At 64.3% G+C, this 26,124-nt stretch carries 27 protein-coding genes; 18 read left to right on the top strand and 9 right to left on the bottom strand.

What is annotated here, in order from left to right:
- Positions 1-237: 237 nt before the first annotated feature.
- From pyrG to AC56K1_RS12275, 5 genes are all read left to right on the top strand, one after another.
- Positions 238-1,935, top strand: a complete 1,698-nt coding sequence (gene pyrG, locus AC56K1_RS12255; protein WP_497158116.1) for a CTP synthase — start codon at positions 238-240, stop codon at positions 1,933-1,935.
- On the top strand, positions 1,932-2,786 hold the full coding sequence (gene kdsA / locus AC56K1_RS12260; RefSeq protein WP_497158117.1) for a 3-deoxy-8-phosphooctulonate synthase: 855 nt from the start codon (positions 1,932-1,934) through the stop codon (positions 2,784-2,786). Before pyrG ends, kdsA begins: the two co-directional genes overlap by 4 nt.
- Positions 2,787-2,872: 86 nt before the next feature.
- Positions 2,873-4,156, top strand: coding sequence for a phosphopyruvate hydratase (eno, locus tag AC56K1_RS12265; RefSeq protein ID WP_497158118.1), 1,284 nt, complete (start codon positions 2,873-2,875; stop codon positions 4,154-4,156).
- Between the two features lie 46 nt (positions 4,157-4,202).
- Positions 4,203-4,544, top strand: coding sequence for a cell division protein FtsB (ftsB, locus tag AC56K1_RS12270; protein ID WP_497158119.1), 342 nt, complete (start codon positions 4,203-4,205; stop codon positions 4,542-4,544).
- A 23-nt stretch (positions 4,545-4,567) separates the two neighbouring features.
- The gene (locus AC56K1_RS12275) at positions 4,568-4,837 is read left to right on the top strand and encodes a helix-turn-helix domain-containing protein (RefSeq protein WP_497158120.1); all 270 of its coding nucleotides are present in this window, start codon (positions 4,568-4,570) and stop codon (positions 4,835-4,837) included.
- 86 nt (positions 4,838-4,923) lie between these two features.
- On the opposite strand, the gene AC56K1_RS12280 is transcribed toward AC56K1_RS12275, so the two are convergent.
- Positions 4,924-5,430 (bottom strand): Dps family protein, encoded by a 507-nt coding sequence (locus tag AC56K1_RS12280; protein ID WP_497158121.1) that lies wholly within the window; start codon positions 5,428-5,430, stop codon positions 4,924-4,926.
- Positions 5,431-5,624: 194 nt separating this feature from the next.
- On the opposite strand from AC56K1_RS12280, the gene AC56K1_RS12285 reads away from it, so the two are divergent.
- The gene (locus AC56K1_RS12285; RefSeq protein ID WP_497158122.1) at positions 5,625-7,253 is read left to right on the top strand and encodes a hypothetical protein; all 1,629 of its coding nucleotides are present in this window, start codon (positions 5,625-5,627) and stop codon (positions 7,251-7,253) included.
- Positions 7,254-7,301: 48 nt separating this feature from the next.
- Here the strand turns inward: AC56K1_RS12285 and AC56K1_RS12290 are convergent, their stop codons facing one another.
- From AC56K1_RS12290 to AC56K1_RS12300, 3 genes are all read right to left on the bottom strand, one after another.
- Positions 7,302-7,943, bottom strand: a complete 642-nt coding sequence (locus tag AC56K1_RS12290; RefSeq protein ID WP_497158123.1) for a DVUA0089 family protein — start codon at positions 7,941-7,943, stop codon at positions 7,302-7,304.
- Positions 7,944-8,176: 233 nt separating this feature from the next.
- Complete coding sequence (gene hslO / locus AC56K1_RS12295) at positions 8,177-9,127, bottom strand: Hsp33 family molecular chaperone HslO (protein ID WP_497158124.1); 951 nt, start codon at positions 9,125-9,127, stop codon at positions 8,177-8,179.
- Positions 9,128-9,146: 19 nt separating this feature from the next.
- A complete protein-coding gene (locus tag AC56K1_RS12300; RefSeq protein WP_497158125.1) occupies positions 9,147-9,671 on the bottom strand; it encodes a gamma carbonic anhydrase family protein in 525 nt (174 codons plus the stop codon).
- A gap of 156 nt (positions 9,672-9,827) precedes the next feature.
- Between AC56K1_RS12300 and AC56K1_RS12305 the strand changes: the two genes are divergently transcribed.
- The 10 genes from AC56K1_RS12305 (at position 9,828) to bamC (ending at position 18,290) form a co-directional block, all read left to right on the top strand.
- Positions 9,828-10,721, top strand: a complete 894-nt coding sequence (locus AC56K1_RS12305) for an alpha/beta fold hydrolase (protein WP_497158126.1) — start codon at positions 9,828-9,830, stop codon at positions 10,719-10,721.
- Between the two features lie 219 nt (positions 10,722-10,940).
- Entirely contained in the window at positions 10,941-11,612 is a 672-nt protein-coding gene (locus AC56K1_RS12310; protein WP_497158127.1) for a hypothetical protein, read from the top strand.
- Positions 11,613-11,621: 9 nt separating this feature from the next.
- Positions 11,622-12,170 (top strand): FlgO family outer membrane protein, encoded by a 549-nt coding sequence (locus tag AC56K1_RS12315; protein ID WP_497158128.1) that lies wholly within the window; start codon positions 11,622-11,624, stop codon positions 12,168-12,170.
- Positions 12,171-12,231: 61 nt separating this feature from the next.
- On the top strand, positions 12,232-13,062 hold the full coding sequence (locus AC56K1_RS12320; RefSeq protein ID WP_497158129.1) for a 3',5'-nucleoside bisphosphate phosphatase: 831 nt from the start codon (positions 12,232-12,234) through the stop codon (positions 13,060-13,062).
- Between the two features lie 209 nt (positions 13,063-13,271).
- Entirely contained in the window at positions 13,272-14,162 is an 891-nt protein-coding gene (gene htpX / locus AC56K1_RS12325) for a protease HtpX (RefSeq protein ID WP_497158130.1), read from the top strand.
- A 12-nt stretch (positions 14,163-14,174) separates the two neighbouring features.
- Positions 14,175-14,798: an L-threonylcarbamoyladenylate synthase gene (locus AC56K1_RS12330; protein WP_497158131.1), complete on the top strand. Its 624-nt coding sequence runs from the start codon at positions 14,175-14,177 to the stop codon at positions 14,796-14,798.
- Between the two features lie 84 nt (positions 14,799-14,882).
- The gene (locus tag AC56K1_RS12335; RefSeq protein WP_497158132.1) at positions 14,883-15,536 is read left to right on the top strand and encodes a site-2 protease family protein; all 654 of its coding nucleotides are present in this window, start codon (positions 14,883-14,885) and stop codon (positions 15,534-15,536) included.
- Between the two features lie 5 nt (positions 15,537-15,541).
- Positions 15,542-16,117, top strand: coding sequence for a class I SAM-dependent methyltransferase (locus AC56K1_RS12340; RefSeq protein WP_497158133.1), 576 nt, complete (start codon positions 15,542-15,544; stop codon positions 16,115-16,117).
- Positions 16,118-16,181: 64 nt separating this feature from the next.
- A complete protein-coding gene (gene dapA, locus AC56K1_RS12345; protein ID WP_497158134.1) occupies positions 16,182-17,063 on the top strand; it encodes a 4-hydroxy-tetrahydrodipicolinate synthase in 882 nt (293 codons plus the stop codon).
- A 42-nt stretch (positions 17,064-17,105) separates the two neighbouring features.
- The gene (gene bamC, locus AC56K1_RS12350; RefSeq protein ID WP_497158135.1) at positions 17,106-18,290 is read left to right on the top strand and encodes an NlpB/DapX family lipoprotein; all 1,185 of its coding nucleotides are present in this window, start codon (positions 17,106-17,108) and stop codon (positions 18,288-18,290) included.
- Positions 18,291-18,596: 306 nt separating this feature from the next.
- Here bamC and AC56K1_RS12355 read toward each other — a convergent pair whose 3' ends face one another.
- The 3 genes from AC56K1_RS12355 to AC56K1_RS12365 form a co-directional block, all read right to left on the bottom strand.
- On the bottom strand, positions 18,597-18,875 hold the full coding sequence (locus AC56K1_RS12355) for a hypothetical protein (protein WP_497158136.1): 279 nt from the start codon (positions 18,873-18,875) through the stop codon (positions 18,597-18,599).
- Positions 18,876-19,144: 269 nt separating this feature from the next.
- Complete coding sequence (locus AC56K1_RS12360; protein ID WP_497158137.1) at positions 19,145-19,624, bottom strand: DUF7931 domain-containing protein; 480 nt, start codon at positions 19,622-19,624, stop codon at positions 19,145-19,147.
- Between the two features lie 19 nt (positions 19,625-19,643).
- On the bottom strand, positions 19,644-20,765 hold the full coding sequence (locus tag AC56K1_RS12365) for a ribosomal protein uL16 3-hydroxylase (protein ID WP_497158138.1): 1,122 nt from the start codon (positions 20,763-20,765) through the stop codon (positions 19,644-19,646).
- Between the two features lie 78 nt (positions 20,766-20,843).
- On the opposite strand from AC56K1_RS12365, the gene AC56K1_RS12370 reads away from it, so the two are divergent.
- Positions 20,844-21,380: an FKBP-type peptidyl-prolyl cis-trans isomerase gene (locus AC56K1_RS12370; protein ID WP_497158139.1), complete on the top strand. Its 537-nt coding sequence runs from the start codon at positions 20,844-20,846 to the stop codon at positions 21,378-21,380.
- Positions 21,381-21,561: 181 nt separating this feature from the next.
- Here AC56K1_RS12370 and AC56K1_RS12375 read toward each other — a convergent pair whose 3' ends face one another.
- Together AC56K1_RS12375 and mutS are read right to left on the bottom strand one after the other, a co-directional pair.
- Positions 21,562-22,536, bottom strand: a complete 975-nt coding sequence (locus tag AC56K1_RS12375; protein ID WP_497158140.1) for a hypothetical protein — start codon at positions 22,534-22,536, stop codon at positions 21,562-21,564.
- Positions 22,536-25,199, bottom strand: coding sequence for a DNA mismatch repair protein MutS (gene mutS, locus AC56K1_RS12380; RefSeq protein WP_497158141.1), 2,664 nt, complete (start codon positions 25,197-25,199; stop codon positions 22,536-22,538). Before mutS ends, AC56K1_RS12375 begins: the two co-directional genes overlap by 1 nt.
- 270 nt (positions 25,200-25,469) lie before the next feature.
- Between mutS and AC56K1_RS12385 the strand changes: the two genes are divergently transcribed.
- On the top strand, positions 25,470-26,117 hold the full coding sequence (locus AC56K1_RS12385; protein ID WP_497158142.1) for a PEP-CTERM sorting domain-containing protein: 648 nt from the start codon (positions 25,470-25,472) through the stop codon (positions 26,115-26,117).
- Positions 26,118-26,124: the final 7 nt, after the last annotated feature.

Below are 26,124 nucleotides of genomic sequence, written 5' to 3' on the forward strand. Positions count from 1 at the left end.
CGAGCCGATGAACAAGAATCGGATACAAGGCGCTGCCGAGCAGGACGTGTCAGGCATATTCTTTGAGAAAACGTTGAATGGCCGAGACCCGAAGGGTGGGCAAGTTCCTTGCGCACCCTTCGATGTTGCTCTGTACGAACTATACAAGCCCGAACTCGGCATGGTGACCAGGAGTATTTGCGCCGTTTAAGGTATAATTTCTATTTCCCGCGTGTGCCGTTCGGCACCTTCAGCACAATGACCAAATTTGTATTCGTCACTGGCGGCGTCGTGTCTTCCCTGGGCAAAGGGATTGCGGCCGCTTCCCTTGCCGCGATCCTCGAATCGCGCGGCCTCAAAGTCACCATGCTCAAGCTCGATCCGTATATCAACGTGGATCCTGGCACCATGAGTCCAACCCAGCACGGCGAAGTCTTCGTCACCGACGACGGCGCCGAGACCGACCTGGACCTGGGCCACTACGAGCGCTTCATCAGCACCCGCATGAAGAAGGTGAACAACTTCACCACCGGCCAGATCTATGAATCCGTGATCCGCAAGGAACGCCGTGGCGAATACCTCGGCAAGACCGTGCAGGTGATCCCGCACATCACCAACGAGATCCAGGACTACATCCGCCGCGGCGCCGAAGGCGTGGACGTGGCGCTGGTCGAAATCGGCGGCACCGTCGGCGACATCGAGTCGCTGCCTTTCCTCGAAGCCGCGCGCCAGCTGTCGCTGCGCTCGGGCCGCAAGGGCGCCGCCTTCGTCCACCTGACCCTGGTTCCGTGGATCGCCTCGGCCGGCGAGCTCAAGACCAAGCCTACGCAGCACTCGGTGCAGAAACTGCGCGAGATCGGCATTTCGCCGAATGCGCTGCTGTGCCGCGCCGACCGCCGCATTCCGGACGACGAGCGCGCCAAGATCTCGCTGTTCGCCAACGTCGAAGAGCAGGCCGTGATCTCGGTCTGGGACGTGGACACCATCTACAAGGTGCCCCAGGTGCTGCACGACCAGGGCCTGGATGACATCATCCTCGAAGCCCTCGGCCTGGAAGCGCCGAAAGCCGACCTGTCGGTGTGGACCAAATTGATCCATACGCTCGAGAATCCGAAGCACGAAGTCACCATCGGCATGGTGGGCAAGTACGTCGACCTGATCGAATCGTACAAGTCGCTGACCGAGGCGCTGCGCCACGCCGGCATCCATACCGAAAGCCGCGTCAACATCGAATACCTCGATTCGGAAGAAATCGAGTCGAAGGGCTGCGACCACCTGGTCAAGTACGACGCCATCCTGGTCCCGGGCGGCTTCGGCAAGCGCGGTGTGGAAGGCAAGATCATGGCCGCGCGCTATGCCCGCGAAAACAAGATTCCTTACCTGGGCATCTGCCTGGGGATGCAGGTCGCGCTGATCGAATACGCGCGCCACATGGCCGGCTTCCCGAATGCGAACTCCACTGAATTCGACCAGGACACCGACCAGCCGGTCGTCGCCCTGATCAACGAGTGGCAGAACCACGACGGCAAGGTCGAGCGCCGCGACGAGAACTCCGACCTGGGCGGCACCATGCGCCTGGGCGCGCAGACCTGCGCGGTGAACCCGGGCACGCTGGCCGCCGAAATCTACGGCAATGTCGTGACCGAGCGCCACCGCCACCGCTACGAAGGCAACAACTACTACCTGCCGAAGGTGGAAGCTGCGGGCCTGATCGTGTCGGCGCGCACCCCGAACGAAGACCTGCTCGAGATCATGGAACTGCCGCGCAGCGGCGACAACGCGCACCCGTGGTACATGGGCGTGCAATTCCACCCCGAGTTCAAGTCGACCCCCCGTAACGGCCATCCGCTGTTCACGTCCTTCATCCGCGCCGCGCTGGCGCACCAGGCGGCAAACACCAACGTCGCCGCGAATGTTCAAACCAGTGCGCCTGCACTGCAAGGAGACGCAGCATGAAACTCGCCGGATTCGACGTCGGCCTCGACAAGCCAATCTTCCTGATCGCCGGTACCTGCGTGATCGAATCGCGCCAGATGGCGATGGACACCGCCGGCACGCTCAAGGAAATCACGAGCGCACTGGGCATCCCCTTCATTTACAAATCGTCCTTCGACAAGGCCAACCGCTCGTCCGGTAAATCCTTCCGCGGCCCGGGCATGGAAAAAGGCCTGGAGATCCTGGCCGACGTGCGCCGCGAGATCGGCGTGCCCGTGCTGACCGACGTGCACACCATCGAGGAAATCCCGGTGGTGGCCAGCGTCGTCGACGTGCTGCAGACCCCGGCCTTCCTGTGCCGCCAGACTGATTTCATCAACGCCTGCGCGCGTTCGGGCAAACCAGTGAACATCAAGAAGGGCCAGTTCCTGGCCCCGGGCGACATGAAGAACGTCATCGACAAGGCACGCGCCGCCGCGCGCGAAGCGGGCCTGCCGGAAGATAATTTCATGGCCTGCGAGCGCGGCGTCTCGTTCGGTTACAACAACCTGGTCTCGGACATGCGGAGCCTGGCCATCATGCGCGAATCGAACTGTCCGATCGTGTTCGATGCGACCCACTCGGTGCAGCTGCCGGGCGGCCAGGGCACCTCGTCGGGCGGCCAGCGCGAGCACATCCCGGTGCTGTCGCGCGCGGCGGTTGCCTCGGGCATCGCCGGCCTGTTCATGGAAACCCATCCGGATCCGGCCAACGCCATGTCGGACGGCCCGAATGCGGTGCCGCTGGCACGCATGAAGGAACTGCTGACGACGCTGGTCGAGATCGACCGCATCGTCAAGAAGGCCGGCTTCCTCGAAGCGGACTTCAAGTAACCGATTCAATCACGCGTCCAGTGGCAAGGCGCGCGCCGCAGTGTGACCTGCCTACCGAATTCTTACCCTTCCGGAGACTGTAAAACATGAGTGCTATCGTTGATATTATCGGCCGCGAAATCATTGACTCGCGCGGCAATCCGACCGTGGAATGCGACGTCCTGCTGGAATCGGGCGTGATGGGCCGTGCCGCCGTGCCTTCGGGCGCCTCGACCGGTTCGCGCGAAGCCATCGAGCTGCGCGACGGCGACCCGAAGCGCTACTTCGGCAAGGGCGTGCTGCAGGCCTGCGAGAATATCAACACCGAGATCTCCGAAGCGATCATGGGCCTGGACGCCAATGAACAGGCCTTCCTGGACCGCACCCTGATCGATCTCGACGGCACCGAAAACAAGAGCCGCCTGGGCGCCAACGCCATGCTGGCCGTCTCGATGGCGGTGGCCAAGGCTGCTGCCGAAGAAGCCGGCCTGCCGCTGTACCGCTATTTCGGCGGTTCAGGCGCGATGCAGATGCCGGTGCCGATGATGAACGTCATCAACGGCGGCGCGCACGCGGACAACAACCTGGATATCCAGGAATTCATGATCATCCCGGTCGGCGCGCCAAGCTTCAAGGAAGCGATCCGCTGGGGCGCCGAGGTGTTCCACACCCTGAAAAAAATCCTGCACTCCAAGGGCTTGAGCACCGCAGTCGGCGACGAAGGCGGTTTCGCGCCGTCGGTGGCCAACCATGAAGAAGCGATCAAGCTGATCATGCAGGCGATCGAGCAGGCAGGCTACGAAGCCGGTTCGCAGATCGCGCTGGGCCTGGATTGCGCGGCCAGCGAATTCTACAAGGACGGCAAGTACGTGCTGGAGGGCGAAGGCCTGTCGCTCACCGCGACCGACTTCACCAACATGCTGGCCACCTGGTGCGACAAGTATCCTATTATCTCGATCGAAGACGCGATGCATGAGGGCGACTGGGAAGGCTGGGCGATCCTGACTGCGGCACTGGGCAAGCGCGTGCAGCTGGTGGGCGACGACCTGTTCGTCACCAACACCAAGATCCTGAAAGAGGGCATCCAGAAGGGCATCGCCAACTCGATCCTCATCAAGATCAACCAGATCGGCACCCTGACCGAGACCTTCGCCGCCATCGAGATGGCCAAGCGCGCCGGCTACACCGCCGTGATCTCTCACCGCTCGGGCGAAACCGAAGACTCGACCATCGCCGACATCGCGGTGGGCCTGAACGCCCTGCAGATCAAGACCGGCTCGATGTCGCGTTCGGACCGCATGGCCAAGTACAACCAGCTGCTGCGCATCGAGGAAGACCTGGGCGACGTCGCCAGCTACCCGGGCCGCGACGCGTTCTACAACCTGAAGTAAGCAAACGGCCGGGCCGCTTGCACGCGGCCCGGCCTTTTTTACGTCCATGCGACTCATCACCATTGCGCTTGCCGCCCTGCTGCTGCTGATCCAGTACCCCTTGTGGCTGGGGAAGGGCGGCTGGCTGTCGGTTGCCGACATGCGCGGCCAGGTCGAGGCGACCAGGCTCAAGACCGACCAGCTCAAGGCGCGCAACGCCAAGCTCGATTCGGAAGTACGCGACCTGCGCGAAGGCCTGGGCGCGGTCGAGGAGCGTGCCCGTTACGACCTGGGCATGATCAAGCAGAATGAAATCTTCGTGCAGGTGCTGCGCAAGGACGGGCAGCCGGCGGTCTCGATGACCGTGCCGCCGCCGCCACCTACGCCAAAAGACAAGACGAAGCGCTGAGCGCGCCTCGAGAGGAATTGCGCATGACCGAACCAATCAACCCGTCCGAACTCGACTCGCTCGACGCCATCGCCGACTGCCTGGCAGAGGCTTTCGAGGATGGCGAGGGCAGCGTGATCGCTGCCGCCATGCAGGCCGTGGCACTCGCGCCCGGCCTGGGCGAACTGGCTGCCGCCGTGGGCATGTCGCGCGAGGCGCTGCAGGCTGCGCTCGCGGCCGAAGAGTTCAACCTCGACCTGACCCTCGAGATCATGAAGGTGGTCGATTTACATATGTCCGGCGGGCGCGCCTGAGGCGGCCCGGCCTGATTCAACACCAGCGCCCCCGGACTCCCGGGGGCTTCCAGCTGAGTCTTCAGCTGCTCTCCTCTTCTTCCCGTTCAATCCGACGACGCGTCGCCCTGCATCGCGCCCGCACCCTGCTCGAGGAAGGAGCGCAGCATCCATGCATTCTTCTCGTGCACTTCCATGCGGGTGGTGAGCATGTCGGCGGTCGGGAAGTCGTCGATCTCGTCGGCGACCTTCACGCCGGCGCGCAGCGTGCGGGTGATGATCTCATTGCCGTCGACCAGCTGGCGGATCATTTCCTTGGCCGACAGCACTTCCGGCTCTTCGGTGATGTTCGACAGATCGGCATAGCGCTTGTAGGTCGCCGGTGCGAAATGGCCCAGGGCGCGGATGCGCTCGGCGATGTCGTCCAGCGCATTCCACTGCTCGGTGTACTGTTCCTCGAACATCACGTGCAGGGACGAGAACATCGGGCCGGTCACGTTCCAGTGAAAATTGTGCGTCTTCAGGTAGAGCATGTAGGCGTCCGCGAGGACGGTCGACAGCGAATCGACGATCTTGGCGCGGTCTTCGGTATTGATGCCTGTATCCATATGCATGACTAAATCTCCCAGTGGTAAAAGGCGACAGTGCCGTAACGATTACGCAACGCTGTCAAAGATGCATCAGCTTAGCACCCGCCGGAATTTCGTGCGGCACGCTGCTACGGTTCAACTCCGGGGCGTGGAAATATGCGCATCTCTACGGCTGGCTTGTCTCTACAATCACGTGATCATTTACATAAAGGATCTGGATGACACGTCTCATCGTGATGGCTGCGCTACTGGCCAGCTTGCCCGCGTCCGGACAGGAGGCGCAGCCGGCCGGTGTGCTGGTGACGGTGCGCCAGGCCGCGCCGGATGCGCTGGAAGTGAGCTACGCACTGCCCGCCGCCTGCAGCAGCCTGCCTTTCGAGAAGAACGGCCGGGATGCCGGGAAGATCCGCGCGCGCTGGCAGGCGCAGGGCGATTGCGGCGTGGCCGGGGGCAACACCTTGCAGCGCAGCGGCAGCTGCCGCGCGCTGCGCTTCCGGGTGCCGGCGACCACCGACAAGGTCAGCGGCTATCCCGGTTCCTTCCCGGTTGGCCGGGCGATCTATGCCCACATGTCCAACTATGCGGTGGGCACGCAGTGTGGTCCTGTGCGCTACCGCTACGCCTCGACCGGCAGCATCCGCACGGCCCGGACCCAGTTCGAGGGCGAGGCGCCCGGCGATGCCGATGCGCCGGCCCTGCTATTCCCGACTCGCCAGGCTTTCGACGGCGAGGATGCCGATTATTTCGATCCGGCCTTGAGTGCGGCGGCGGTGGCCCAGATCCGCGGCGTGGCCGCCGGCACCGCGGCTTACCTGCAGGCGGCGATGCCGAAAACCGCGTTCCGGCGCCCGATTCTGGCTGCGAGCCTGGCGCGCGAGCCGGGCGGGCCGAACATCGGCGGCAGCGCCGGCGAGGTCTTGCAGCTCACGCTGTTCAACTGGCCGGACGCGCCCGCACCGCAATACCAGCGCCAGATGAACAAGCTGGTGGCGCACGAGATGAGCCACCGTTTCCAGCTGCGCGACGCGGTCGACGTGTATCCCGACGCGCGCCTGATCCACGAAGGCGGCGCCGAATTCCTGCGCTGGTCGGTGTCGCTGCGCCAGGGCTGGCTCACGCCGCGGCAGGCCGCGGACGAGCTCGACGACGCGCTGGCCTCCTGCATGCTTGGTACGGGAGGGCGCCGCTGGCGCGCGGTGCCGCAGCAGGAGATCGCCACCGAGCGCTTGGAATACAGTTGCGGCTTGCCGGCTTACGCGTACGCGCTGGCGGCGCGCCAGGGCAAGGGATCGCCCTATGCGCGGATCGAGGCGTTCTACGGCCGCCTTGGCAGCGGCGGCAGGCCGGACTTCGCGCAGGCGCTGGAATGCGGCGCGCTTGCCTGTACCCCGCGCGTGCTGCCGGCCATCCTCGATGGGCAGGGCCCGATGCGCGAAGCCTGGGTCGCGGCGCTGATTGCTACCGGCCTGGCCACGCCGCGCGCGCCCAGCCAGTCGCAGACCGATGCCATGGTGCTGCAGGCACTGACCGAGTTGATCAAGGAGGATTGCGGCGGCCAGCGCAGCATGACGCCTACCCCGAACAGCGTGCTGGTCGACAGCCTGGCGAGCTGCCTGCGCCTGCGCGCCGACGTCGAGGTGCTGCGGGTGGAGGGGCTGCCGGTGTTTGGCGGTGCGCAGGCGCTGCCGGCCATGGTGCATGCCTGCCGCAGCCGGCAGGCGGTGACGCTGGGGCTGGGCAATGGGGCGACGCTGGACCTGGCTTGCCGTACGCCTTACCAGGTTACGGAGCGCATGGTTGCGGCCGATATCGGCAAGATCATGGAAGCGCTGGCGCGCGGGGAATAGGGAAACTGGCGCCGGGGCGGCTGGCCGCGCCCGGCGTGATCGGCAGGCTTATGCCGACGGCTGTTGCTTGCGGCGCGATGCGGCGAGGCCCGCCAGTCCGGCGCCCAGCAGCAACAGCGAAGCCGGCTCAGGCACGTCGGCGGCAGGCACGCCCACTTGCGATACCTGCGACAGGGTGCCGTCGGTCGCGCTCATGGTCAGGCGCCATGCGCCGAAGTTCTCGGTGCCGACGTAGGTATCGAAAGGACGGTTGCGCTCGAAGCCCTGCAAGGCTTCGTTTTCGAAATAGGTGCCCTGGCCAATGGTGACCATGTAGGTGCCGGCCTGGCTGAAGGTCCAGCGCTGCGCCGCGTCGAGGCGGTTGGTCGAGCCATCGCCGAAGGTGCTGCTGGAATCGTCCGCGTAGAACAGGTTCTTGCCGGCGGCATCGAATACCATCAAATAGCTGTCGAAGGCGGTGATCAAGCCATCGCCGTTCAGGTCCTTGTCCGATTCCCACGCCAGCGAATCGAAGAATACCTGGGTGCCCGCGGTGACGCTGAACATGATGCGCGAAATCTTGAGGTCGTCGGCCATGCCGTCGCCATCGCCATCGAAATTGGAAATCTGCCCGTTGATGACGGCCGCACCAGCGACCGACGAGGCGGCCATGCCAGCCGCTAAAAACAGTCCTGCAAGAATCTTGCGCATTTCAGCCTTAGAATGGTTCAAATAATCGATTTGAAGCAAGAACCATGCCCAAACTTAAATGTTGAAAGCAATCAATGACTTATGGAAAATTTTTACCGGTAGAATTTCTCTGTGTAAAGAAGCTCGACAGATCACCTCACCGTCCCGCAGCGGAAATTGTCCACGAAGCGTGTTCAAAGCACTTCGAATGGGGCCAATTCGCTACGGAACGTGTTTGATCTTCGCAGCCGCAGCTAGTTGATGCTGCCGCTCGGCGGCAACATGGTTTCAACAGGAATGTTGCTGGCGAACAGTTGGGCGCAGTCCACTTTGTCGAAGGAGTAGTGCTTGCCGCAGAAATCGCAGTTGATGCCCAGTTCGCCCAGGTCGGCGATCGCGGCGTCCACTTCCGGCTGGCCCAGCATCTTGAGCATGTTGCCGACCTTCTCGCGGGTGCAGCTGCAGTGGAACTGCGGGTGCTGCGGCTCGAAGACGCGGATGGTCTCTTCCCAGAACAGGCGCTTGAGCAGGATTTCGATGCCGGTGCTGAGCAGCTCTTCGCGTTTCAGGGTCTGGCCCAGCATGACGGCACGGTTCCAGGTTTCCAGGTCTTCGGCTTCGGAGGCCTGCTTTTGCTGGTCGTCCTTGCCGCTGTGGCGCGGCAGCTTTTGCAGCAGCAGGCCGCGCGAGACCTTGTCGTCGGCCGCCAGCCACAGGCGCGTGTCCAGCTGTTCGGAACGCAGCATGTAGTTTTCGATGACGGTCGCCATGTCCTCCCCGTCGAGCGGCACCACGCCCTGGTAGGGCTGCTGGCCCGGCATCTTGTCGACCGGGTCGAGCGTCATCACGAAGCGGCCCTTGCCATTGACATTGAACATCGAGGCCAGGGTGGCGTCGTCCGCAATCTCGGCGTCCGGCGCCAGTTTGGCGGTGGCGCGGATGCGCAGCTCGGCGTCGCATTCGACCACGAGCAGGCGCACCGGCCCATCGCCGTGGATCTGCATCACGATCGCGCCATTGAACTTGAGGTTGGCCGAGAGCAGGGCGCTGGCCGCCACCATCTCGCCCAGCACCGTGCGCACGGCCTTCGGGTAGGCGTGGCGGGCCTGCACCTCGCGCCAGGTGTCGGAAATCTCGATCAGCTCGCCGCGGACGGCAGCGTTATCGAAGATGAATTTTTGCAGGGTGTCGCGAGGGTCAGTCATAGCGTCAGTCGTCATTCTCTTATCCGATTTTCTTGAGCTGCGCCTTGAACAGCTGGCCGCGCGCCACATAGCTCGCGGCGCTGGCCTGCAGGCGCAGCAGGTCTTCTTCCGTCAGGGTGCGTACCACCTTGGCTGGGGAGCCGAGGATCAGCGAGTGGTCGGGAAATTCCTTCCCCTCGGTGACCAGGGCGCCGGCGCCGACCAGGCAGCCCTTGCCGATCCGGGCGCCATTGAGGATCACGGCCTGGATGCCGATCAGCGAACCGTCGCCGACCGTGCAGCCATGCAGCATGGCCTGGTGGCCAACCGTCACGTTCTTGCCCAGGGTAAGCGGGAAGCCCATGTCGGTATGCATCACCGTGCCTTCCTGCACGTTGCTGTTTTCGCCGATGGTGATGCGTTCGTTGTCGCCGCGCAGCGTTGCGCCGTACCACACCGAGGCATTGGCCTCGAGCGTGACCTTGCCGATCAGGGTAGCCGAATCCGCCACGAAGGCCGATGCGTCGATCTCGGGCGCAATCTCGCCCAGCTGGTAAATCGCCATGGATGTGCTCGCGGAGGGTTGAAATGCCGCTATTGTAAACCTTGCGCCCGCCATCGTCCGGTCGAGGGCAAATGGGGCCGGGCAACACGAAATCAAGCGTGGCGGTATAATGCGAACGGTCGTACTTTTTTGCCGCACTTACCGTTTCGAGGTCCCATGCAACCCTCCCGTTCCGAATTCCTCACCGTGCGCGGCCTGCGCACCCATGTCCGCCACTGGGGCCGCGAAGGTGCACCCAAGATCTTCATGCAGCACGGCTGGATGGACGTCGCCGCCTCGTTCCAGTTCGTGGTCGATTGCCTGAAAGGGGACTGGCAAGTGATCGCTTTCGACTGGCGCGGTTTCGGGCTGAGCGAGCGCTCGCACGCCGATACCTACTGGTTCCCCGACTACCTGGCCGATCTGGAGGCGGTGCTCGACCACTATGCGCCGGATCAAGCGATCAACCTGGTCGGCCACAGCATGGGCGGGAACGTCGCCAGCCTGTACGCGGGCGTGCGTCCGCAGCGCATCGCCCGGCTGGTCAACCTGGAGGGCTTCGGCCTGCCCGAGACGCGCCCTTCCCAGGCGCCGGGACGCTTCGCCAAATGGCTCGACGAACTGCGCGAGAAACCGGACATGCGCGGCTATCCCAGCCTGGAAGCGGTCGCGGCCCGGCTGCGGAAGACCAATCCGCGCCTGGCCGTTGAGCGCGCGGCTTTCCTGGCCGGGCACTGGTCGGCGCTCGACCTTGATGGCCAATGGCGCATCCTGGGTGACCCGGCGCACAAGATGACCGGCCCGCTGCTCTACCACGCCGACGAAGTGCTGGCTTGCTGGACCCAGATCACCGCGCCCGTGCTGTGGGTCGAGGCGGAAGACACCGACATGTGGCGGTGGATGGGGCCGAAGGACCAGGCGCGTGCGGAGGTCGACCGCCGCCGCCGCCACCTCAAGCAGGTCACGGCGCGGATGGTGCCGGGGGCGGGGCATATGCTGCACCATGACCAGCCGGAGCTGCTGGCGGGGATGATCGAGGCGTTTTTGACTGGGGATGAGGTTCCGGGCTGATCGTGCAAATGAGGTTCCGCCTTCGCGGGAACGACGGTTTAAGACCAACACAATAAACACGTCATTCTTGCGCAGGCGGGAATCCAATTCCGTTGCCTACCACGAACGTTGTAAGCACCCCTCAGCACCATATCGATAATTGCTCTGCGGAAACCACTGTGCTACAGTCGCTTTCCAAACGGCCACCCGTCGCCGTCGAGACCGACCCACAGGACACACATGCAAGTTCGAGCCGCCCTCGCGCTCACCGGCGCCCTGCTACTGGCGGGCTGCGCCATGCCTTACAGCCCGGCCCCGGTAGCCACCAATTTCAAGAGCACCCAGCAGGCCAAGCTGCAGGCAGCCGGGCACTGGGGCGTGATCGCGCGCCACATGGCCGGCCAGCTTGCGCCTTCGCTCAAGGCCAACGTGCGCCGTCCGCTCTACGTGTCGTCCCAGCAGTCGTCCGCATTCGCGCAGGGCGTCAGCGCGCATCTGGTCACGGCCCTGGTCAATGACGGCTATATGGTGGTGAAGGTGCCGGATGCGAACACGCTGCGGATCGAGCTCGATACCCAGGTGGTGGCTTTCTCGCCCGACCGCCCGCAGTACAAGTTTGCCGGCGAGCGCACCGCGCTGGTGGCGAGCATGTGGGTGCTGACAGGGATCGACCACACCATCGAATGGCTGGCCACGGCCGCCATCGCCGGCCAGGACGCGTATTCGTGGTTTCGCTCCCAGTTCGCCACGGGCGCCACGCCCAGGACCGAAATCATCGTCAACCTGTCGCTGGCCGACGACCACCGCTACTATGCGCGCTCTACCAACGTGTACTACACCACGGACACCGACCGCGCCCTGTACGACGCCGCCCACCAGCCATCGAAGACCTTCACGGTCCGCAACCAGTAAAGGTCCAGCATGCGAATCACGCTACTCCGCGCGGCCGCCCTGGCCACCGCACTGCTGCTGGGCGGCTGCGCCAGCCAGCCGCAGGAAAACACCAATTACACTTCGGTCTCGGCCAATGCGTTCGTCGCCGCCAACTACCGCGCGGCCGACGCGCTGGCGCTGCAACTGCGCGGCAAGCTGTTGGAAGACAGGCCGCTGATCATGGCGACCGTGGTCAACATCGATTCGCTGGAGCAGACCTCGATGCTGGGACGCCTGGTGTCGGAACAGCTGTCCACGCGCCTGGCGCAGGGCGGCATGAAGATGCTGGAGATGAAGCTGCGCAACAGCGTCTATCTCAAGCGCGGACAGGGCGAACTGATGCTCACGCGCGAGATCGGCGATGTGGCCCATACCCACAACGCCCAGGCCGTCGTGGTCGGGTCGTATGCGGAGACGCGCGACGCCATCTTCATCAACGTCAAGGTGATCCAGCCGACCACCAACCTGGTGCTGGCCGGCCATGACTACGTGCTGGCGAAAGAAGCGACCGTCAGGTCGATGTTGCAGTCTTACTAAAGCACGGCCGGCCGTTGGCGCGTACAATCATCGCCTCCACCGCCATTGCGTCCGCCGTGCCATGAAAGTCGACCTTCACTGCCATTCCAATGTCTCCGACGGCGTGCTCGCACCGGCCGCGGTGGCTGCGTACGCCCGCAAGAGTGGCGTCGACATGTGGGCCCTGACCGACCATGACGAAGTGGGCGGCATCAAGGCCGCGCGCGCTGCCGCCGGCGAACTCGGGATGCGTTTCGTGGCCGGCGTCGAGATCTCGGTCACCTGGGCCAACGAAACGGTGCACATCGTCGGCCTGCAGATCGACGAGGACAACCCTGCGCTGCTCGCAGGATTGGCGGCCACCCGCAACGGCCGCGAAGCACGCGCTCGCGAAATCGCCGCCCAGTTAGAAGCGGCCGGCATCCCCGGCGCTTATGAGGGCGCACGCAATTACGTCGGCAACCCGGACCTGATCTCGCGCACCCACTTCGCGCGCTACCTGGTCGAAATCGGCATCTGCGGCTCCACCCCGGAAGTCTTCCGTAAATATCTCACAGAGGACAAGCCGGGCTATGTGCCGCACCGCTGGGCCACGCTGGGGCAGGCGGTCGGCTGGATCCGCGGCGCCGGTGGCGTGCCCGTGATCGCCCATCCGGGCCGGTATAAATTCAGCGCGACCGCCGAAGGCGCGCTGTTCGACGAATTCCGCCAGCTCGGCGGCGCCGCCATCGAGGTGGTCACCGGCAGCCACACGCCCGACCAGTACGGGACCTATGCCGAGATGGCGCGGCGCTACGGCTTCCTGGCTTCGCGCGGGACCGATTTCCATGCGCCGGGCGAGGCGCGCGTGGAGTTTGCGGAATTGCCGCCGCTGCCGGCGGGGCTGACGCCGGTGTGGCGCGATTGGGTGTAACCGGTTTTTCGTAGGGTGGGCGGCTCCGCCGTCCGCGCGTTCAACAAACGTCAGATCAATCACCGCATCTGTTCACACGTGATTGAACGCGTCGGCAAGGTCATCAATACCGCGGCGGAGCCACCGATACAACTGCCGAGCCCTTGAATTTCCCACCCCACAGCCCAATCTTGGCAGCCTGATATCGTCAAGCTGTCCGGAGACCGTCCATGAAACGCATTGTGTTGTTCCTCGCTACCAACCTGGCCGTCGTGCTGGTGATGTCGCTCGTGCTGAACCTGCTTGGGGTGGGGCGCGCAGTCACGGGGCAGGGGATCGACGTCGGCTCGCTGGCCGTGTTCTCGCTGGTGGTCGGCTTCACTGGTTCGTTCATTTCACTCCTGCTGAGCAAGCCGATGGCCAAGTGGTCCACCGGCGCGCGCGTCATCGAGCAGCCCGCCAACAGCACCGAGCAGTGGCTGGTCGCTACCGTGCGCAGGCTGTCCGAACGCGCCGGCATCGGCATGCCGGAAGTGGCCGTGTACGATGGCGAGCCGAACGCCTTCGCAACCGGCGCCTTCAAGAATTCCGCGCTGGTGGCGGTGTCCACCGGCCTGCTGGCCAACATGAACCAGGACGAGGTCGAGGCCGTGCTGGGCCACGAGGTCGCCCACATCGCCAATGGCGACATGGTCACGCTGACCCTGATCCAGGGCGTGGTCAATACCTTCGTGGTGTTCCTGGCGCGCGTGGTCGGCTTCTTTGTGGACAAGGTCTTGCTCCGCAACGAAGGCCGCGGCCCGGGCATCGGCTACATGGTCACCGTGTTCGTGTGCGAGATCGTGTTCGGCATCGTCGCCTCGATCATCGTGGCCTGGTTCTCGCGCAAGCGCGAATTCCGCGCCGATGCCGGCTCGGCAAAGCTGATCGGCACCCCGGTGCCGATGCAGCACGCGCTGGCCCGCCTTGGCGGCCTGGAGCCCGGCGCGCTGCCCTCGTCGATGGCCGCTTCGGGCATCTCCGGCAGCGGCGGCGGCTGGGGCGCGCTGTTCTCGACCCACCCGCCGATGGAAGAGCGCATCGCCGCGCTCCAGGCCCTGCGCCAGGCACCCACCCGATAAGAAGGCTCGACGATGGCCCAATACTTCCAGATCCACCCCGAGAACCCGCAGATGCGCCTGATCAAGCAGGCCGCGCAGATCATCAGCGGCGGCGGCATCGTCGCCGTGCCCACCGACTCGGCCTATGCGCTGGTCTGCCGCCTCGACGACAAGGGCGCGGTCGAGAAGCTGCGCCGCATCCGCGGGGTCGACGACAAGCACCACCTGACCCTGCTGGTGCACGACCTGTCGGCGCTGGCCCACTTCGCGCGCGTCGACAACACGCAGTACCGCCTGCTCAAGGCCATCATGCCGGGCCCGTACACGGTGATCCTCGAGGCGACGCGCGAAGTGCCGCGCCGCCTGTCGCACCCCTCGCGCAAGACCATCGGCCTGCGCGTGCCGGAGAACCCGATCATGCTGGCGCTGCTCGAAGAAATCGGCGAGCCGCTGATCGGCACCACCCTGCAGCTGCCGGGCGACGACCACATGCTGTCCGACCCCGACGAGGTGCGCGAGCGCCTCGACAAGCTGATCGAGCTGGTGATCGACGGCGGCGCCGGCACGCTGCAGGCAACCACCGTCATCGACCTGACCGGCGACGCGCCGGTCCTGCTGCGCGAGGGCAGGGGCGATCCGGCTGCCTTTGGTTTGTAATTCCACGCGCGGGACGCAGTTCGTCGGCCTGCGCCTTCAGCCTGCCCTAACTGCCGGCCCTCCCGCCTCTGATAGAATCCCCCCATGGATGAACTGATTCGTAACATTGCTGTCTACGCGCTGCCCGTTCTTTTTGCGATTACCCTGCACGAAGCCGCCCACGCCTATGTCGCCCGCTATTTCGGCGACAACACCGCCTATGCCGCCGGGCGCATGACCTTGAATCCCCTGGTGCACGTCGATCTCTTCGGCACCATCATCATTCCCATCGCGCTCTACCTGACCACCGGTTTCGTGTTCGGCTACGCCAAGCCGGTGCCGGTCGAATTCGGCAATCTGCGCAATCCGAAGCGCGACATGGCCTGGGTCGCGCTGGCCGGACCGGGCGCCAACTTCATCATGGCGCTGCTGTGGCTGATCTTCGCGGTGCTGCTGGTCGCCCTGGGCGTGGGCGAGGAATTCCCGCACAAGGTGGCGCAGGCCGGTCTGATCGCCAACCTGCTGATGTTCGCCTTTAATTTGCTGCCGATCCCGCCCCTCGACGGCGGCCGCGTGCTGACCAGCATGCTGCCCAATAATCTGGCCTACAAGTTCGCGCGCATCGAGCCCTATGGCTTCTTCATCGTGCTGGGGCTGCTGTTCTTCAACCTGCTGTCCTTCTGGGTGGGTCCGGTGATGATGCTGGGCCGCGTGCTGCTGCAACTGATCGCCTCGCCGCTGACCCTGCTGCTGACGTGAACCCGATGCCGAAGTTGCCCGATTCGCTGCCGGTGTCGCCCTGGGTCGCGCGCTTCGCCCCCCTGGTGCAAGACGGCGAAGTGCTCGACCTGGCCTGCGGCGCCGGGCGCCATACCCGCCTGTTCGCCGCACGCGGCCTGCAGGTGGTAGCGCTGGACCGCAATGCCGAGCACCTGGCCGCGCTCGCGGGTGACAAGATCACCACGCTCCAGCACGACCTCGAAATCGACGGCGCCACCTGGCCCTTCGGAGCAGGCCGCTTCGCCGCGATCGTCGTCACCAACTACCTGCACCGGCCGCTGTTCCCGCAGCTGGTGCGCAGCCTGCGCCCGGACGGCATCCTGATGTACGAGACCTTCGCGCAGGGGAACGAAGTATTCGGCAAGCCCTCGAACCCGGATTTCCTGCTCGCGCCCGGCGAACTGCTGGCGCTGGCAGCCAACGGCGGCCTGCAGGTGCTGGCTTTTGAGGACGGCCACGTCGAGCGTCCGCATCCGGCCCAGGTACAGCGCCTGTGCGCGGCGGGTCCGGCCTTCGCCAAAACCGAAGCAGGGCTCGACCATAATCTGGCCGTGAAATGAACCATACCGGCGGGCGATCCGCTACAATCAGACTTTTATTTACTTAGTGGCACGGTCAACGCATATGATTAAGGGAAGCATCGTAGCAATCGTCACCCCGATGTTCGAGGACGGCAGTCTTGACCGCGATTCGCTGCGCAAGCTGCTCGACTGGCATATCGCGGAAGGCACCGATGGCATCGTCATCGTGGGCACCACGGGCGAGTCGGCCACCGTGTCCCCGGAAGAGCACGGCGAACTGATCAAGCTGGCGGTGGAACACGTCGCCGGCCGCATCCCCGTCATCGCCGGCGCGGGCGCCAATTCCACGGTCGAAGCCATCGCACTGACGCGCCACGCGAAAGAAGTCGGCGCCGACGCGACCCTGCAGGTTGTCCCTTACTACAACCGTCCGACCCAGGAAGGCATGTACCGCCACTTCAAGGCCATCGCCGAAGCGGTGGATCTGCCGGTCATCCTGTACAACGTGCCGGGCCGCACCGTGGCCGACATGAGCAACGAGACCGTCGCGCGCCTCGCGGCGATCGACAACATCATCGGCATCAAGGACGCGACCGGCAACGTCGGCCGCGGCATCGAGCTGCTGCGCATGGTCGACAAATCCTTCGCCGTGTACTCGGGCGATGACCCGACCGCGATGGCCCTGATGTTCTGCGGCGCCGCCGGCAATATCTCCGTCACCGCCAACGTCGCCCCGCGCGCGATGCACGAACTGTGCGCCGCCGCCATGGCCGGCGACATCGCGCGCGCCGTCGAGATCAACAACCGCATGCTCGACCTGCACGCCAAGCTGTTCGCCGAGCCGAACCCGGTGCCGGTCAAGTGGGCGCTCGCCGAGATGGGCAAGATCCCGTCCGGCCTGCGCCTGCCTCTGGCGCCGCTGTCCGGCCCGTTCCACGATACCGTGCGCACCGCACTGGCCCAGGCGGGCCTTCTCCAGTCCTGATCCCGCAAGGGTTCCGGTTCCCAGCAACTGACATCGAACGACATGACTATTCGCACCAATAAGAACTTGAACCCGGCGCAACTGGTTTCCGCGCCTGCCGCCGTCCGCGTGCTGACGCTTTCCGCGTTGGCCCTGAGCCTGGCAGCCTGCACCACCGTCTTCGAATCGGACAAGGTCGACTACCGCGGCGCCAAGAAGGCAGCCGCGCTGGAAGTGCCGCCTGATCTCACCGCCCTGCAGCGCGACAACCGCTACGCCGTCCCCGACGGCAAGGGCGTCGCCACCGCATCCGGCTTCCAGCAACAGCAGCGCGGCGCCGTCGCCACGCAAGGCGTGACCCCGGTCGCGGGCTCGATGGACGCGATCGGCCCGGTCTCGACCGACGCCGTCAGCATCCAGCGCAACGGCGGCCAGCGCTGGCTGGTGGTGAAGCAGACCCCGGAACAACTCTGGCCGCAACTGCGCCAGTTCTGGGAAAACCAGGGCTTCGCCATCGAGACCGAGTCGGCAACGACCGGCACCATGGAGACCAACTGGGTCGAGAACCGCTCGAAGATCCCGCAGGACTTCATCCGCAACACGCTGGGCAAGGTGTTTGATCGCGCCTATTCGACCGGCGAGCGCGACAAGTTCCGCACCCGCCTCGAGCGCCTTCCGGACGGCTCGACCGAGATCTATGTCAGCCACCGCGGCGCCGAAGAAGTGCTGGGCGGCCCCCAGAAGGAGACCACCGTCTGGACCACCCGTCCGAACGACCCGGGTCTGGAATCCCAATTCCTGGGCCGCCTGGTGGCCCAGTTGACCGGCGTGAAGGAAACCAAGGCCGCCGAAAGCATGGTCGCCAACGCACCGGTGGCCGCCCAGCACGCCAAACTGGTCGCCAACGCCGTCCAGCTCGACGAAGGCTTCGACCGCGCCTGGCGCCGTGTCGGCCTGGCGCTCGACCGCGTCGGCTTCACCGTGGAAGACCGCGACCGCGTGCAGGGCGTGTACTTCGTGCGCTACGTCGATCCGGACGCCGCCAACAAGGAAGGCTTCTTCAAGAAGCTGTTCACCTTCGGCAGCGCGGAAGAAAAAGCCAAAGAAGCCCAGCGCTACCGCGTGCTGGTCAAGGGCGAGCAGGGCGCGTCGACCAGCGAAGTGACCGTGCAGACCAATGACGGCAAGGCTGATACCGGTGCGACCGGCGCCAAGATCCTGAAGCTGCTGACGGATGAGCTGAAGTAATCAGCTTGCCGTTGGAACGGGAAACCGGCCTGAGGGCCGGTTTTTTTACGTCTGCGGCTTGTCCGCACATTGGGTCCCGACCTGCGCCGGGACGACGGTCTTGAGGGTAATGGATGAGGAAAGCATGTTCTCTGCGCTACCCTTGAAACCGTCGTACGCGCCACGGGCGCCTACGGCTTTCCGCGAAGGCGGGAACCCAAGTTCGCTCCGCAGCCGCAAAAATCGTGTTGAACACCCGGCCGTAAAAACCACCAGACGTAAAAAAACCGGCCCGAAGGCCGGTTCTTCTTAACCAGATAAATCTGATTACTTGGTTGCAGCGTCAGCAGCTTGCGAAGCGGCGGTCGAAGCGGCAGCAGCAGCGTCGGCAGCGGTCGAAGCAGCAGCCGAAGCAGCAGCAGCAGCGTCAGCAGCAGGAGCAGCGACGGTTGCGTCGGTAGCAGCTGGAGCGACGACGGTGGTGTCGGTGGTGGTTGCAGCAGGCGCTTCAACAGCAGCTGGAGCGACTGGAGCAGCTTCTTCTTTCTTGCTGCAAGCAGCCAGAGCAACAGCCATCAGAGAAACGATCAGCAGGGATTTTTTCATGATTTTCCTTAATATTTCAAAAGTAAGTACTACTTGTTTGAATAATAATTACCGGTAATTATTGCTCAGCGGAATTCTCGTGCTTTCATAGAAAGCAAGACTGCCAGATTGGCAACGGAACCTTCCTGACCTGATATTATAGCCAAATTTACTGAATCGCAATAGCGAACTCATGCTCTAGCGAAAGTAATTTGCGCTCTAATAAGCTTCATATTGTTACAAGTTGCAACCGGCAGGCCCAGCGACCACTAATAACCATCTTATAACGCTTACAGTCCGGTTTTGGTTGACTGCAAACTGACCCTGGATTCGTCCCAGATTGCATCAAACCGATGGCGCGGCAAGTCGACCGCTCCCAGGGCGTCGAAAGCAGCCTCGCCACGCATGTGGTCGCTATGAAAACGCCGCACGACATGCAGGTCGTCCGCGATGCAGAACGAATCGGTCAGGTGATGCAAGCCTTTCGGCGTGACCCGGCATTCCACGCGGTGGCTGAAGTCACGCAGCAGGCGCAGCAGACGCGGAGAGTGGCGCTCGATGTAGGCGGGCGAGTGCATGGCCAGGCGCAGAACGCCGCCGCGCCCGAAAAACGCCCGCAGCTGCGCCTCGACTTCGCTCGCGCCCAAGGAAAAGACCTCGAAATCCGGATCGAACAGGTCCAGGCGCGTGCGCGCAGCCGCCAGGCAGGCACGGAACTGCGCCTCGAACTCGCCGCGGGTATCGAAACGCAGCGACCGTGCTTCCTGCATGGCTCCTCCGTGGGTTCTATTAGCCGAGCTCGACCCAGCCGTCCTGGTACCAGGTGTACAGCGCTTCGAGCACGTCGTCGGTCGCGCCTTCGAGCTGGGCGCCGGCCAGGCGGCGCTCGTTCGCCAGCACGTCCAGCACTGCCTTGTCGGCCCGGCCAACGGCAAACGATTCGCCATTGATGAAGACGTTCTTGCCGCGGTAGAGCATCAGGGTCTTGTTTGAGAGCCTCAGTCCCTTTTTTGCCGCCTGCTCCATGAAGCGGCCGACCACCAGCGGCTTGGGCGGGGCGGTGAAGAACACGTTGTGCTTCGGCTCGGACAGGTATTCGCCCAGGAAGATCGCGACGTCCTCTTCGTCCCAGCGCACCTTGTTCAGTTCTTCGGTAATGGTGGCGAGCATCTCGCGCGGGATCTCGGCCGGGTTCTTGGCCGGCTGCAGGTCCGGATCGGCATAACGGCCGGGCAGGTCGATCGAGTCGGCCATGAACTGCAGGAAGGCTTCGCCGATTTCCTGGTAGCCCGGCGAGCGGAAACCGATCGAATAGGTCATGCATTCGCCTTCGGCGACACCATCGTGGGCGTAGTGCGGCGGCAGGTAGAGCATGTCGCCCGGCTCCAGCACGTATTCTTCGTCGGCCTCGAAATTGGCGAGGATCTTCAGCGGCAGGCCCTCGACCAGGTCCAGGTCCTGCTGCGCGCTGATGCGCCAGCGCCGCTTGCCGTGCGCCTGCAGCAGGAAGACGTCATAGGAATCGAAGTGCGGACCGACGCCGGCGCCATCGGTGGCATAGCTGATCATCAGGTCGTCGAGGCGCGCGTCAGGAATGAAGCGGAACTGGCGCAGTAATTCTTCGGCGCGTTCGTCGTAGAGGTTGGCGCCCTGGACCAGCATGGTCCATTCGCGCTCGGTGCGCGCCGGCAGCGCGGTGAGGGGACCGTGCTGCATGTTCCACTGGCCGTCGCGCTGCGTGACCAGGCGCGATTCGACGTAATTCTCGCGCGCCAGTTCGGCCAGTTTCTCGAATTTAAGCAGTGGCTTGAAGCCGGGCATGGCCTGGCGGATCAGCAGGGGCTTCTTGTGCCAGTAATCGCGCAGGAACTGAGCGGGAGTAATATTCCCTAGGAGCTGTAATTTTTTCATGCGCCATTATAACCAGCCAGAACGAGGCTACGCCCGGGCAAGGGTTATAATCCGGACCTTACAATGAAAGGAATCGCGATGAAGATTGCCAAGAATACGGTCGTGACGGTCAACTACAAGCTGTCGGACGCCCAGAACAACCTGATCGAAGAAGGCTCCCAGCCGATGGTCTACCTGCATGGCGGCTACGAGAACACGCTGCCGAAGATCGAAGAAGAACTCGACGGCAAGGAAGCGGGCTATTCGTCGACGATCCAGGTCGAGCCGGACGACGCTTTTGGCGACTACGACCCTGCCCTGGTGAAGGTCGAAGACCGCAAGCGCCTGCCTGAGCCGCTCGAAGTCGGCATGCAGTTCGAAGGCGTGGCCGATGGCGCGGAAGAAGAGCCGACCATCTTCACCGTGACCGACATCGCCGACGACAAGGTCGTCCTCGACGGCAACCACCCGCTGGCCGGCATGGCCCTGCGTTTCGAGCTGAACGTGGTCGAAGTGCGCGCCGCATCGGACGAAGAAATCGCCCACGGCCACGTGCATGGCGCGCATGGCCATCATCATGAAGAGATGGACGACAGCGACGAAGGCGATCATTTCCGTAGCCAGCCGCTGCAGTAATTTCCGGGTACGCGCCTGCGGCGCTTTGTGACGCTGCGGGTTTGCACAAAAATTGAAGGGGACAATGCCAGTGGCATTGTTCCCGCCTTCGCCGGAACGCCGTATCCGGGGCTAGTGGCCCCAGGACCGTCGTTCCGGCGCAGGCGGGAACCCAATTTTTCAGAGCAGCCAAGATCGCTGATCAGCGAAGCGCTTCACCAAGGCTGAACACATTCTTGCCCTCATCCGCCACCCGCAGCTCCACCGCATGCGCACCGACGGACAAATGCCCCACATTGCCGCGCCATTCGATCGCCGGCTTCGCATCCTTGGGCAGCCCGGCGCTGTCGATCACCAGCACCTGTCCCTTGAACTTCGCCGCGTGCATCTGCACCTGGCGCCGCGTGTCGGCAAAGCCATCGTGCCCTGACGGCGCGCGCTGCAGCAGGGCGCGCAGGCCGTTGGCCGGCTGCAGCAGCGGCAGCATATTCCCCTCCGAGAACAGCACCACCGCATTGACCTTGTTCTGCCTGGCGATCGCGAACAGGCGGTTCAGCCAGAAGCGGTTGGCCACCGCCCGGTCTTCGTATTCGCTGTTGCGGCCCGCCGCCGGCAGGTAATGGTTGTTCGCTGCCGGCAGGTTGATGGTGGCATACAGCACCTTGTCGACCTGCCAGTGCGCATTCTCGGCATAGCTGCGAAAGCGCGGGCTGCTCGACAGGCGCGTGAGCGGCAGTTTTTCCTTGCCGAGCGATTCCGGCTCGCCGTAGAACAGTTCGCGCAAGCGGTTCAGGCGTTCGATGGCATTGGTGCGGCCAGCCGAATTGCGGCAGCCGGTCCAGTCGCTGCCGGTGAGCGAGACGATGACAGGCCGGCTGGCGTGGTCGAACCAGTCGCGGCGCTTCTGCAGCACGCGGTCGCCGCAGCCCTCTTGCGCACCCTTGATGCCGGTGACGACCAGGAAGGCCAGGTCTTCGTTCTTCGCATCCGTCAGCACGTCCTTCAGCGCGGCTTCGCCGCCGTCGGCCGCGCGGTGCCCGACCACGACGAAATGGTGCGCCTGCTCGTCCTTTTCCTTCTCTTTCTTCTTGTCGCGGGTACCAGCCGACATGGCCGGCGCCGTCGCCAGCGCGGCCGCGAGCAGGACGGCGAAGAGGAGGGGACGGCGCGCCGGCATCAGGCGGCCAGCCGTTTCAGCTCATAGAGCCGTTCGAGCGCTTCGCGCGGCGTGAGCGCGTCCGGGTCGATCGCGGCCAGGGCCTTCTGTAGCTCGTCGTCCGGCGCCGCATGCGCGGCAGGCAGGTCTTCCGGCTCGTGCGGCGCTTTGCTGCCGATGGCGAACAGGTCGAGCTGCGGCGTCGCGTCGAGCGCCTGCGATTCGAGGCGCGCCAGGTGCTTGCGCGCGGCCTTGATCACCGCCGGCGGAACCCCTGCCAGCTGCGCCACCTGCAGGCCGTAGCTTTGCGAGGCCGGGCCGTCCTGCACCGCGTGCAGGAACACGATATTGTCCTTGTGCTCGACCGCCGACAGGTGCACGTTGACCGCGCTCGGATGGGTTTCTGGCAGCTGGGTCAGCTCGAAATAGTGGGTCGCGAACAGCGTAAAGCTGCGGCTGCTGTCGATCAGGTGGCGCGCGATCGCCCAGGCCAGCGCCAGGCCGTCAAAGGTCGAGGTGCCGCGACCGACTTCGTCCATCAGCACCAGCGACTGCTCGGTGGCGCCGTTGAGGATCGCGGCCGACTCGGTCATCTCGACCATGAAGGTCGAGCGTCCATTGGCCAAGTCGTCGCTGGCGCCGATGCGGGTGAAGATGCGATCGATCGGGCCGATCGTGGCACTCGTGGCCGGCACATAGCTGCCGACATAGGCGAGCAGCGTGATCAGGGCCACCTGGCGCATGAAGGTCGATTTACCGCCCATGTTCGGGCCGGTGATCAGGAGCAGGCGACGGTCGTTCGACAAGCGGCAATCGTTGGCAATGAAGCGCTCGATCTGGTTTTCCACCACCGGATGGCGGCCTTCGACGATGGTAAGGCAAGGCTCGTCGACCAACTGCGGCGCGCACCAGTTGTTGCGCACCGCGTGAGACGTCAGCGCCACCAGGGTATCGAGCTGCGCCAGGCCATTGGCGATCGACTGCAGGCAGCCGATGAAGGGCGCGAGGTCCGCCAAGAGCTGGTCGTACAGCATCTTCTCGCGCGCCAGCGCGCGGTCTTGCGCCGACAGCGCTTTGTCTTCAAAAGCCTTGAGTTCCGGCGTGATGTAGCGCTCGGCGTTCTTCAGGGTCTGGCGGCGGCGGTAGTCGTCCGGCACCTTGTCGGTCTGGCCGTTGGTGACTTCGATATAGAAGCCGTGCACGCGGTTGTATTCGACGCGCAGGTTGCTGATGCCGGTGCGGGCGCGCTCGCGCGTTTCCAGGTCGACCAGGAACTGGCCGGCGTTCTCGGACAGCGCGCGCAGCTCGTCGAGTTCGGCATCGAAGCCGCGCGCGAACACGCCGCCGTCACGCACCATCGTGCTCGGCTCTTCCATCACCGCGCGCGCCAGCAAATCGAGGCAGGCTTCCGGCGTGGCCAGCAAATCGTGGACCTCGCGCAGCAGGCAGGTATCGCCCGGAATGAAGCAGCGCGCCACCTGCTCGCGCAGGGCCGGCAGTTGTTTCAGGCCGTCGCGCAGGCAGGACAGGTCGCGCGGACGCGCCGACAGCAGGGCGATGCGCGTGGTGATGCGTTCGATGTCCGGCACCTTGGCCAGCGTGCTCGAGAGCGAACCAGTAGCGTCGGCCTGGGCCAGCGCCTCGATCGCCTCATGGCGCGAGCGCGCCACCCGCTGATTGCGCTTGGCATGGTGCAGCCAGTGGCGCAGCAGGCGTGAGCCCATCGCGGTGCGGCAGCCGTCCAGCAGCGAGAACAGGGTCGGCGCTTCCTGGCCGCGGATGGTCTCGGTCAGTTCCAGGTTGCGGCGCGTGGCCGCGTCCAGGCCGATGTATTCGTTTTCGAGTTCGCAGGCCAGGCTGTTCACGTGCTGCAGGCCGCGCCCCTGCGTCGACTGCGCATAGCGCAGCAGCGCGCCGGCCGCACCAAAGGCCGCGCCCAGGCCGTCGGCGCCAAAGCCGGTGAGGGTGGCGACGCCGAGCTGGTCGAGCAGCGACTGGTGACCCTTTAGTACATCGAAATGCCATTCGGGCATGCGCTGGGTATGCGCGACCGGCTCGGATTCGAACAGGTCGGCGCAGTCCGCGCGCAGGATCTCGGCCGGCGCGATGCGTTCGAGTTCGTGCGCGAGACGCGCTTCGACCGCACGCGCCTCGCCCGAGAATTCCATCAGGCGCAGGTTGCCGCTGGCAAGCGACAGCCAGGCCATGCCGACCGTGACCGTCTTGCGCTGGCTGTGCATGCACAGTGCCAGCAGCGGGCGGTCGGCTTTTTCGGGCAGCAGATCGCTGTCGGTCAGGGTGCCCGGGGTGACCACCCGCACCACCTTGCGTTCGACCGGTCCTTTGGCTAACGCCGGGTCGCCGATCTGCTCGCAGATCGCGCAGGATTCGCCCAGCTTGACCAGCTTGGCGAGGTAGCCATCGAGCGAGTGGAAGGGCACGCCCGCCATCTTGATCGGACTGCCGTTCATGGAACCGCGCGCCGTGAGCGTGATGCCGAGGACGCGCGAGGCCTTCTCGGCGTCTTCGAGGAACAGCTCGTAGAAATCCCCCATGCGGTAGAACACCAGCATAGTCGGGTAATCGGCTTTGATGCGCATGTACTGCTGCATCATCGGTGTGAGCTTTTCCGCGGTGCTGTTCTTGAGGGCGGCGGCGTTGATTTCAGCTGGAACGGTGGTCATTTCTTCGATGGTCGTGCGGCAGGGCGGGGTGGAAAGCCAGAACCTGTCATTTTACCGCGATCGGCCCGTCGCTTGCTGCAAAAGGGACAAGTCGGCCGGGCCCTGGTCTGGTTTGTTGTACTGCTGTGCCGGCTGGGACATCCAGCGTGTCGAAAAACTTTACATCCACCGGTTTTGTGGGTGTGTCGTTTCTTTTAACCGATTGAAATCAAAGGATGTTCTATTGCTGGTGCGAAACTTGCTTGTACTTGAGGAAAATTAGGGAAGACCATGAAAGCATTTTGCACAAAACTGATGGGATCTGCAGCCCTCGCGCTCGCTGCGGGCTGGGCCAGCGCAGGCGTCATCGCTGTCGACACCGATTACCGCGCCTTCGATGCCTCGTCCGGCTATGTCGGTTTCGATGTCACGACGCACGGTCTGGTCAAGGACCTGGATGTCGTCATCGCCTTCTCCAAGTGCGACAACCCCTACCTGAGCACGAACGGGCAAGCCTGCCTGAGCGATAACAAGCCCTTCGAGAACGAAATCGTCATCCGCCTCGTCGGCCCGGATGGCCGCGTTGTCCGCCTGGTCAATGAAAACACCTACGACCAGGGCGACACCGGCGGCATCGGCCGCGTCACGGTGACCTTCGACGATGAGGGCGCTGCCCTCGGCCGGCGCGTGGCGGCGGGATCCTTCCGCCCGGTCGAGTCGCTTTCCTTGTTCGACGGGATGGACATGTTCGGCCAGTGGCAGCTGTATTTCGAGGATACCAAGCGCTACGATCCGTTCGAGGTGTATTCCTCGCGCCTGCTGTTTACCGAGAAGCTGGCCTCGCCGGGTACGGACCTGCCGGAGCCGGCCAGCCTGCTGATCTTCGGCGCCGGCCTGCTCGGGCTGGGGGCGGCACGCCGCCTGCGCAAGCAGGCTTGATCGTGTC

It is taken from the genome of Telluria sp. ZB4P37, from assembly GCF_059685855.1.

Excerpts from the sequence above, each read along its gene's own strand:
- pyrG (WP_497158116.1), top strand. The coding sequence starts at position 238 with ATGACCAAATTTGTATTCGTCACTGGCGGCGTCGTGTCTTCCCTGGGC.
- kdsA (WP_497158117.1), top strand. The coding sequence starts at position 1,932 with ATGAAACTCGCCGGATTCGACGTCGGCCTCGACAAGCCAATCTTCCTG.
- eno (WP_497158118.1), top strand. The coding sequence starts at position 2,873 with ATGAGTGCTATCGTTGATATTATCGGCCGCGAAATCATTGACTCGCGC.
- ftsB (WP_497158119.1), top strand. The coding sequence starts at position 4,203 with ATGCGACTCATCACCATTGCGCTTGCCGCCCTGCTGCTGCTGATCCAG.
- AC56K1_RS12275 (WP_497158120.1), top strand. The coding sequence starts at position 4,568 with ATGACCGAACCAATCAACCCGTCCGAACTCGACTCGCTCGACGCCATC.
- AC56K1_RS12280 (WP_497158121.1), bottom strand. The coding sequence starts at position 5,430 with ATGCATATGGATACAGGCATCAATACCGAAGACCGCGCCAAGATCGTC.
- AC56K1_RS12285 (WP_497158122.1), top strand. The coding sequence starts at position 5,625 with ATGACACGTCTCATCGTGATGGCTGCGCTACTGGCCAGCTTGCCCGCG.
- AC56K1_RS12290 (WP_497158123.1), bottom strand. The coding sequence starts at position 7,943 with ATGCGCAAGATTCTTGCAGGACTGTTTTTAGCGGCTGGCATGGCCGCC.
- hslO (WP_497158124.1), bottom strand. The coding sequence starts at position 9,127 with ATGACTGACCCTCGCGACACCCTGCAAAAATTCATCTTCGATAACGCT.
- AC56K1_RS12300 (WP_497158125.1), bottom strand. The coding sequence starts at position 9,671 with ATGGCGATTTACCAGCTGGGCGAGATTGCGCCCGAGATCGACGCATCG.
- AC56K1_RS12305 (WP_497158126.1), top strand. The coding sequence starts at position 9,828 with ATGCAACCCTCCCGTTCCGAATTCCTCACCGTGCGCGGCCTGCGCACC.
- AC56K1_RS12310 (WP_497158127.1), top strand. The coding sequence starts at position 10,941 with ATGCAAGTTCGAGCCGCCCTCGCGCTCACCGGCGCCCTGCTACTGGCG.
- AC56K1_RS12315 (WP_497158128.1), top strand. The coding sequence starts at position 11,622 with ATGCGAATCACGCTACTCCGCGCGGCCGCCCTGGCCACCGCACTGCTG.
- AC56K1_RS12320 (WP_497158129.1), top strand. The coding sequence starts at position 12,232 with ATGAAAGTCGACCTTCACTGCCATTCCAATGTCTCCGACGGCGTGCTC.
- htpX (WP_497158130.1), top strand. The coding sequence starts at position 13,272 with ATGAAACGCATTGTGTTGTTCCTCGCTACCAACCTGGCCGTCGTGCTG.
- AC56K1_RS12330 (WP_497158131.1), top strand. The coding sequence starts at position 14,175 with ATGGCCCAATACTTCCAGATCCACCCCGAGAACCCGCAGATGCGCCTG.
- AC56K1_RS12335 (WP_497158132.1), top strand. The coding sequence starts at position 14,883 with ATGGATGAACTGATTCGTAACATTGCTGTCTACGCGCTGCCCGTTCTT.
- AC56K1_RS12340 (WP_497158133.1), top strand. The coding sequence starts at position 15,542 with ATGCCGAAGTTGCCCGATTCGCTGCCGGTGTCGCCCTGGGTCGCGCGC.
- dapA (WP_497158134.1), top strand. The coding sequence starts at position 16,182 with ATGATTAAGGGAAGCATCGTAGCAATCGTCACCCCGATGTTCGAGGAC.
- bamC (WP_497158135.1), top strand. The coding sequence starts at position 17,106 with ATGACTATTCGCACCAATAAGAACTTGAACCCGGCGCAACTGGTTTCC.
- AC56K1_RS12355 (WP_497158136.1), bottom strand. The coding sequence starts at position 18,875 with ATGAAAAAATCCCTGCTGATCGTTTCTCTGATGGCTGTTGCTCTGGCT.
- AC56K1_RS12360 (WP_497158137.1), bottom strand. The coding sequence starts at position 19,624 with ATGCAGGAAGCACGGTCGCTGCGTTTCGATACCCGCGGCGAGTTCGAG.
- AC56K1_RS12365 (WP_497158138.1), bottom strand. The coding sequence starts at position 20,765 with ATGAAAAAATTACAGCTCCTAGGGAATATTACTCCCGCTCAGTTCCTG.
- AC56K1_RS12370 (WP_497158139.1), top strand. The coding sequence starts at position 20,844 with ATGAAGATTGCCAAGAATACGGTCGTGACGGTCAACTACAAGCTGTCG.
- AC56K1_RS12375 (WP_497158140.1), bottom strand. The coding sequence starts at position 22,536 with ATGCCGGCGCGCCGTCCCCTCCTCTTCGCCGTCCTGCTCGCGGCCGCG.
- mutS (WP_497158141.1), bottom strand. The coding sequence starts at position 25,199 with ATGACCACCGTTCCAGCTGAAATCAACGCCGCCGCCCTCAAGAACAGC.
- AC56K1_RS12385 (WP_497158142.1), top strand. The coding sequence starts at position 25,470 with ATGAAAGCATTTTGCACAAAACTGATGGGATCTGCAGCCCTCGCGCTC.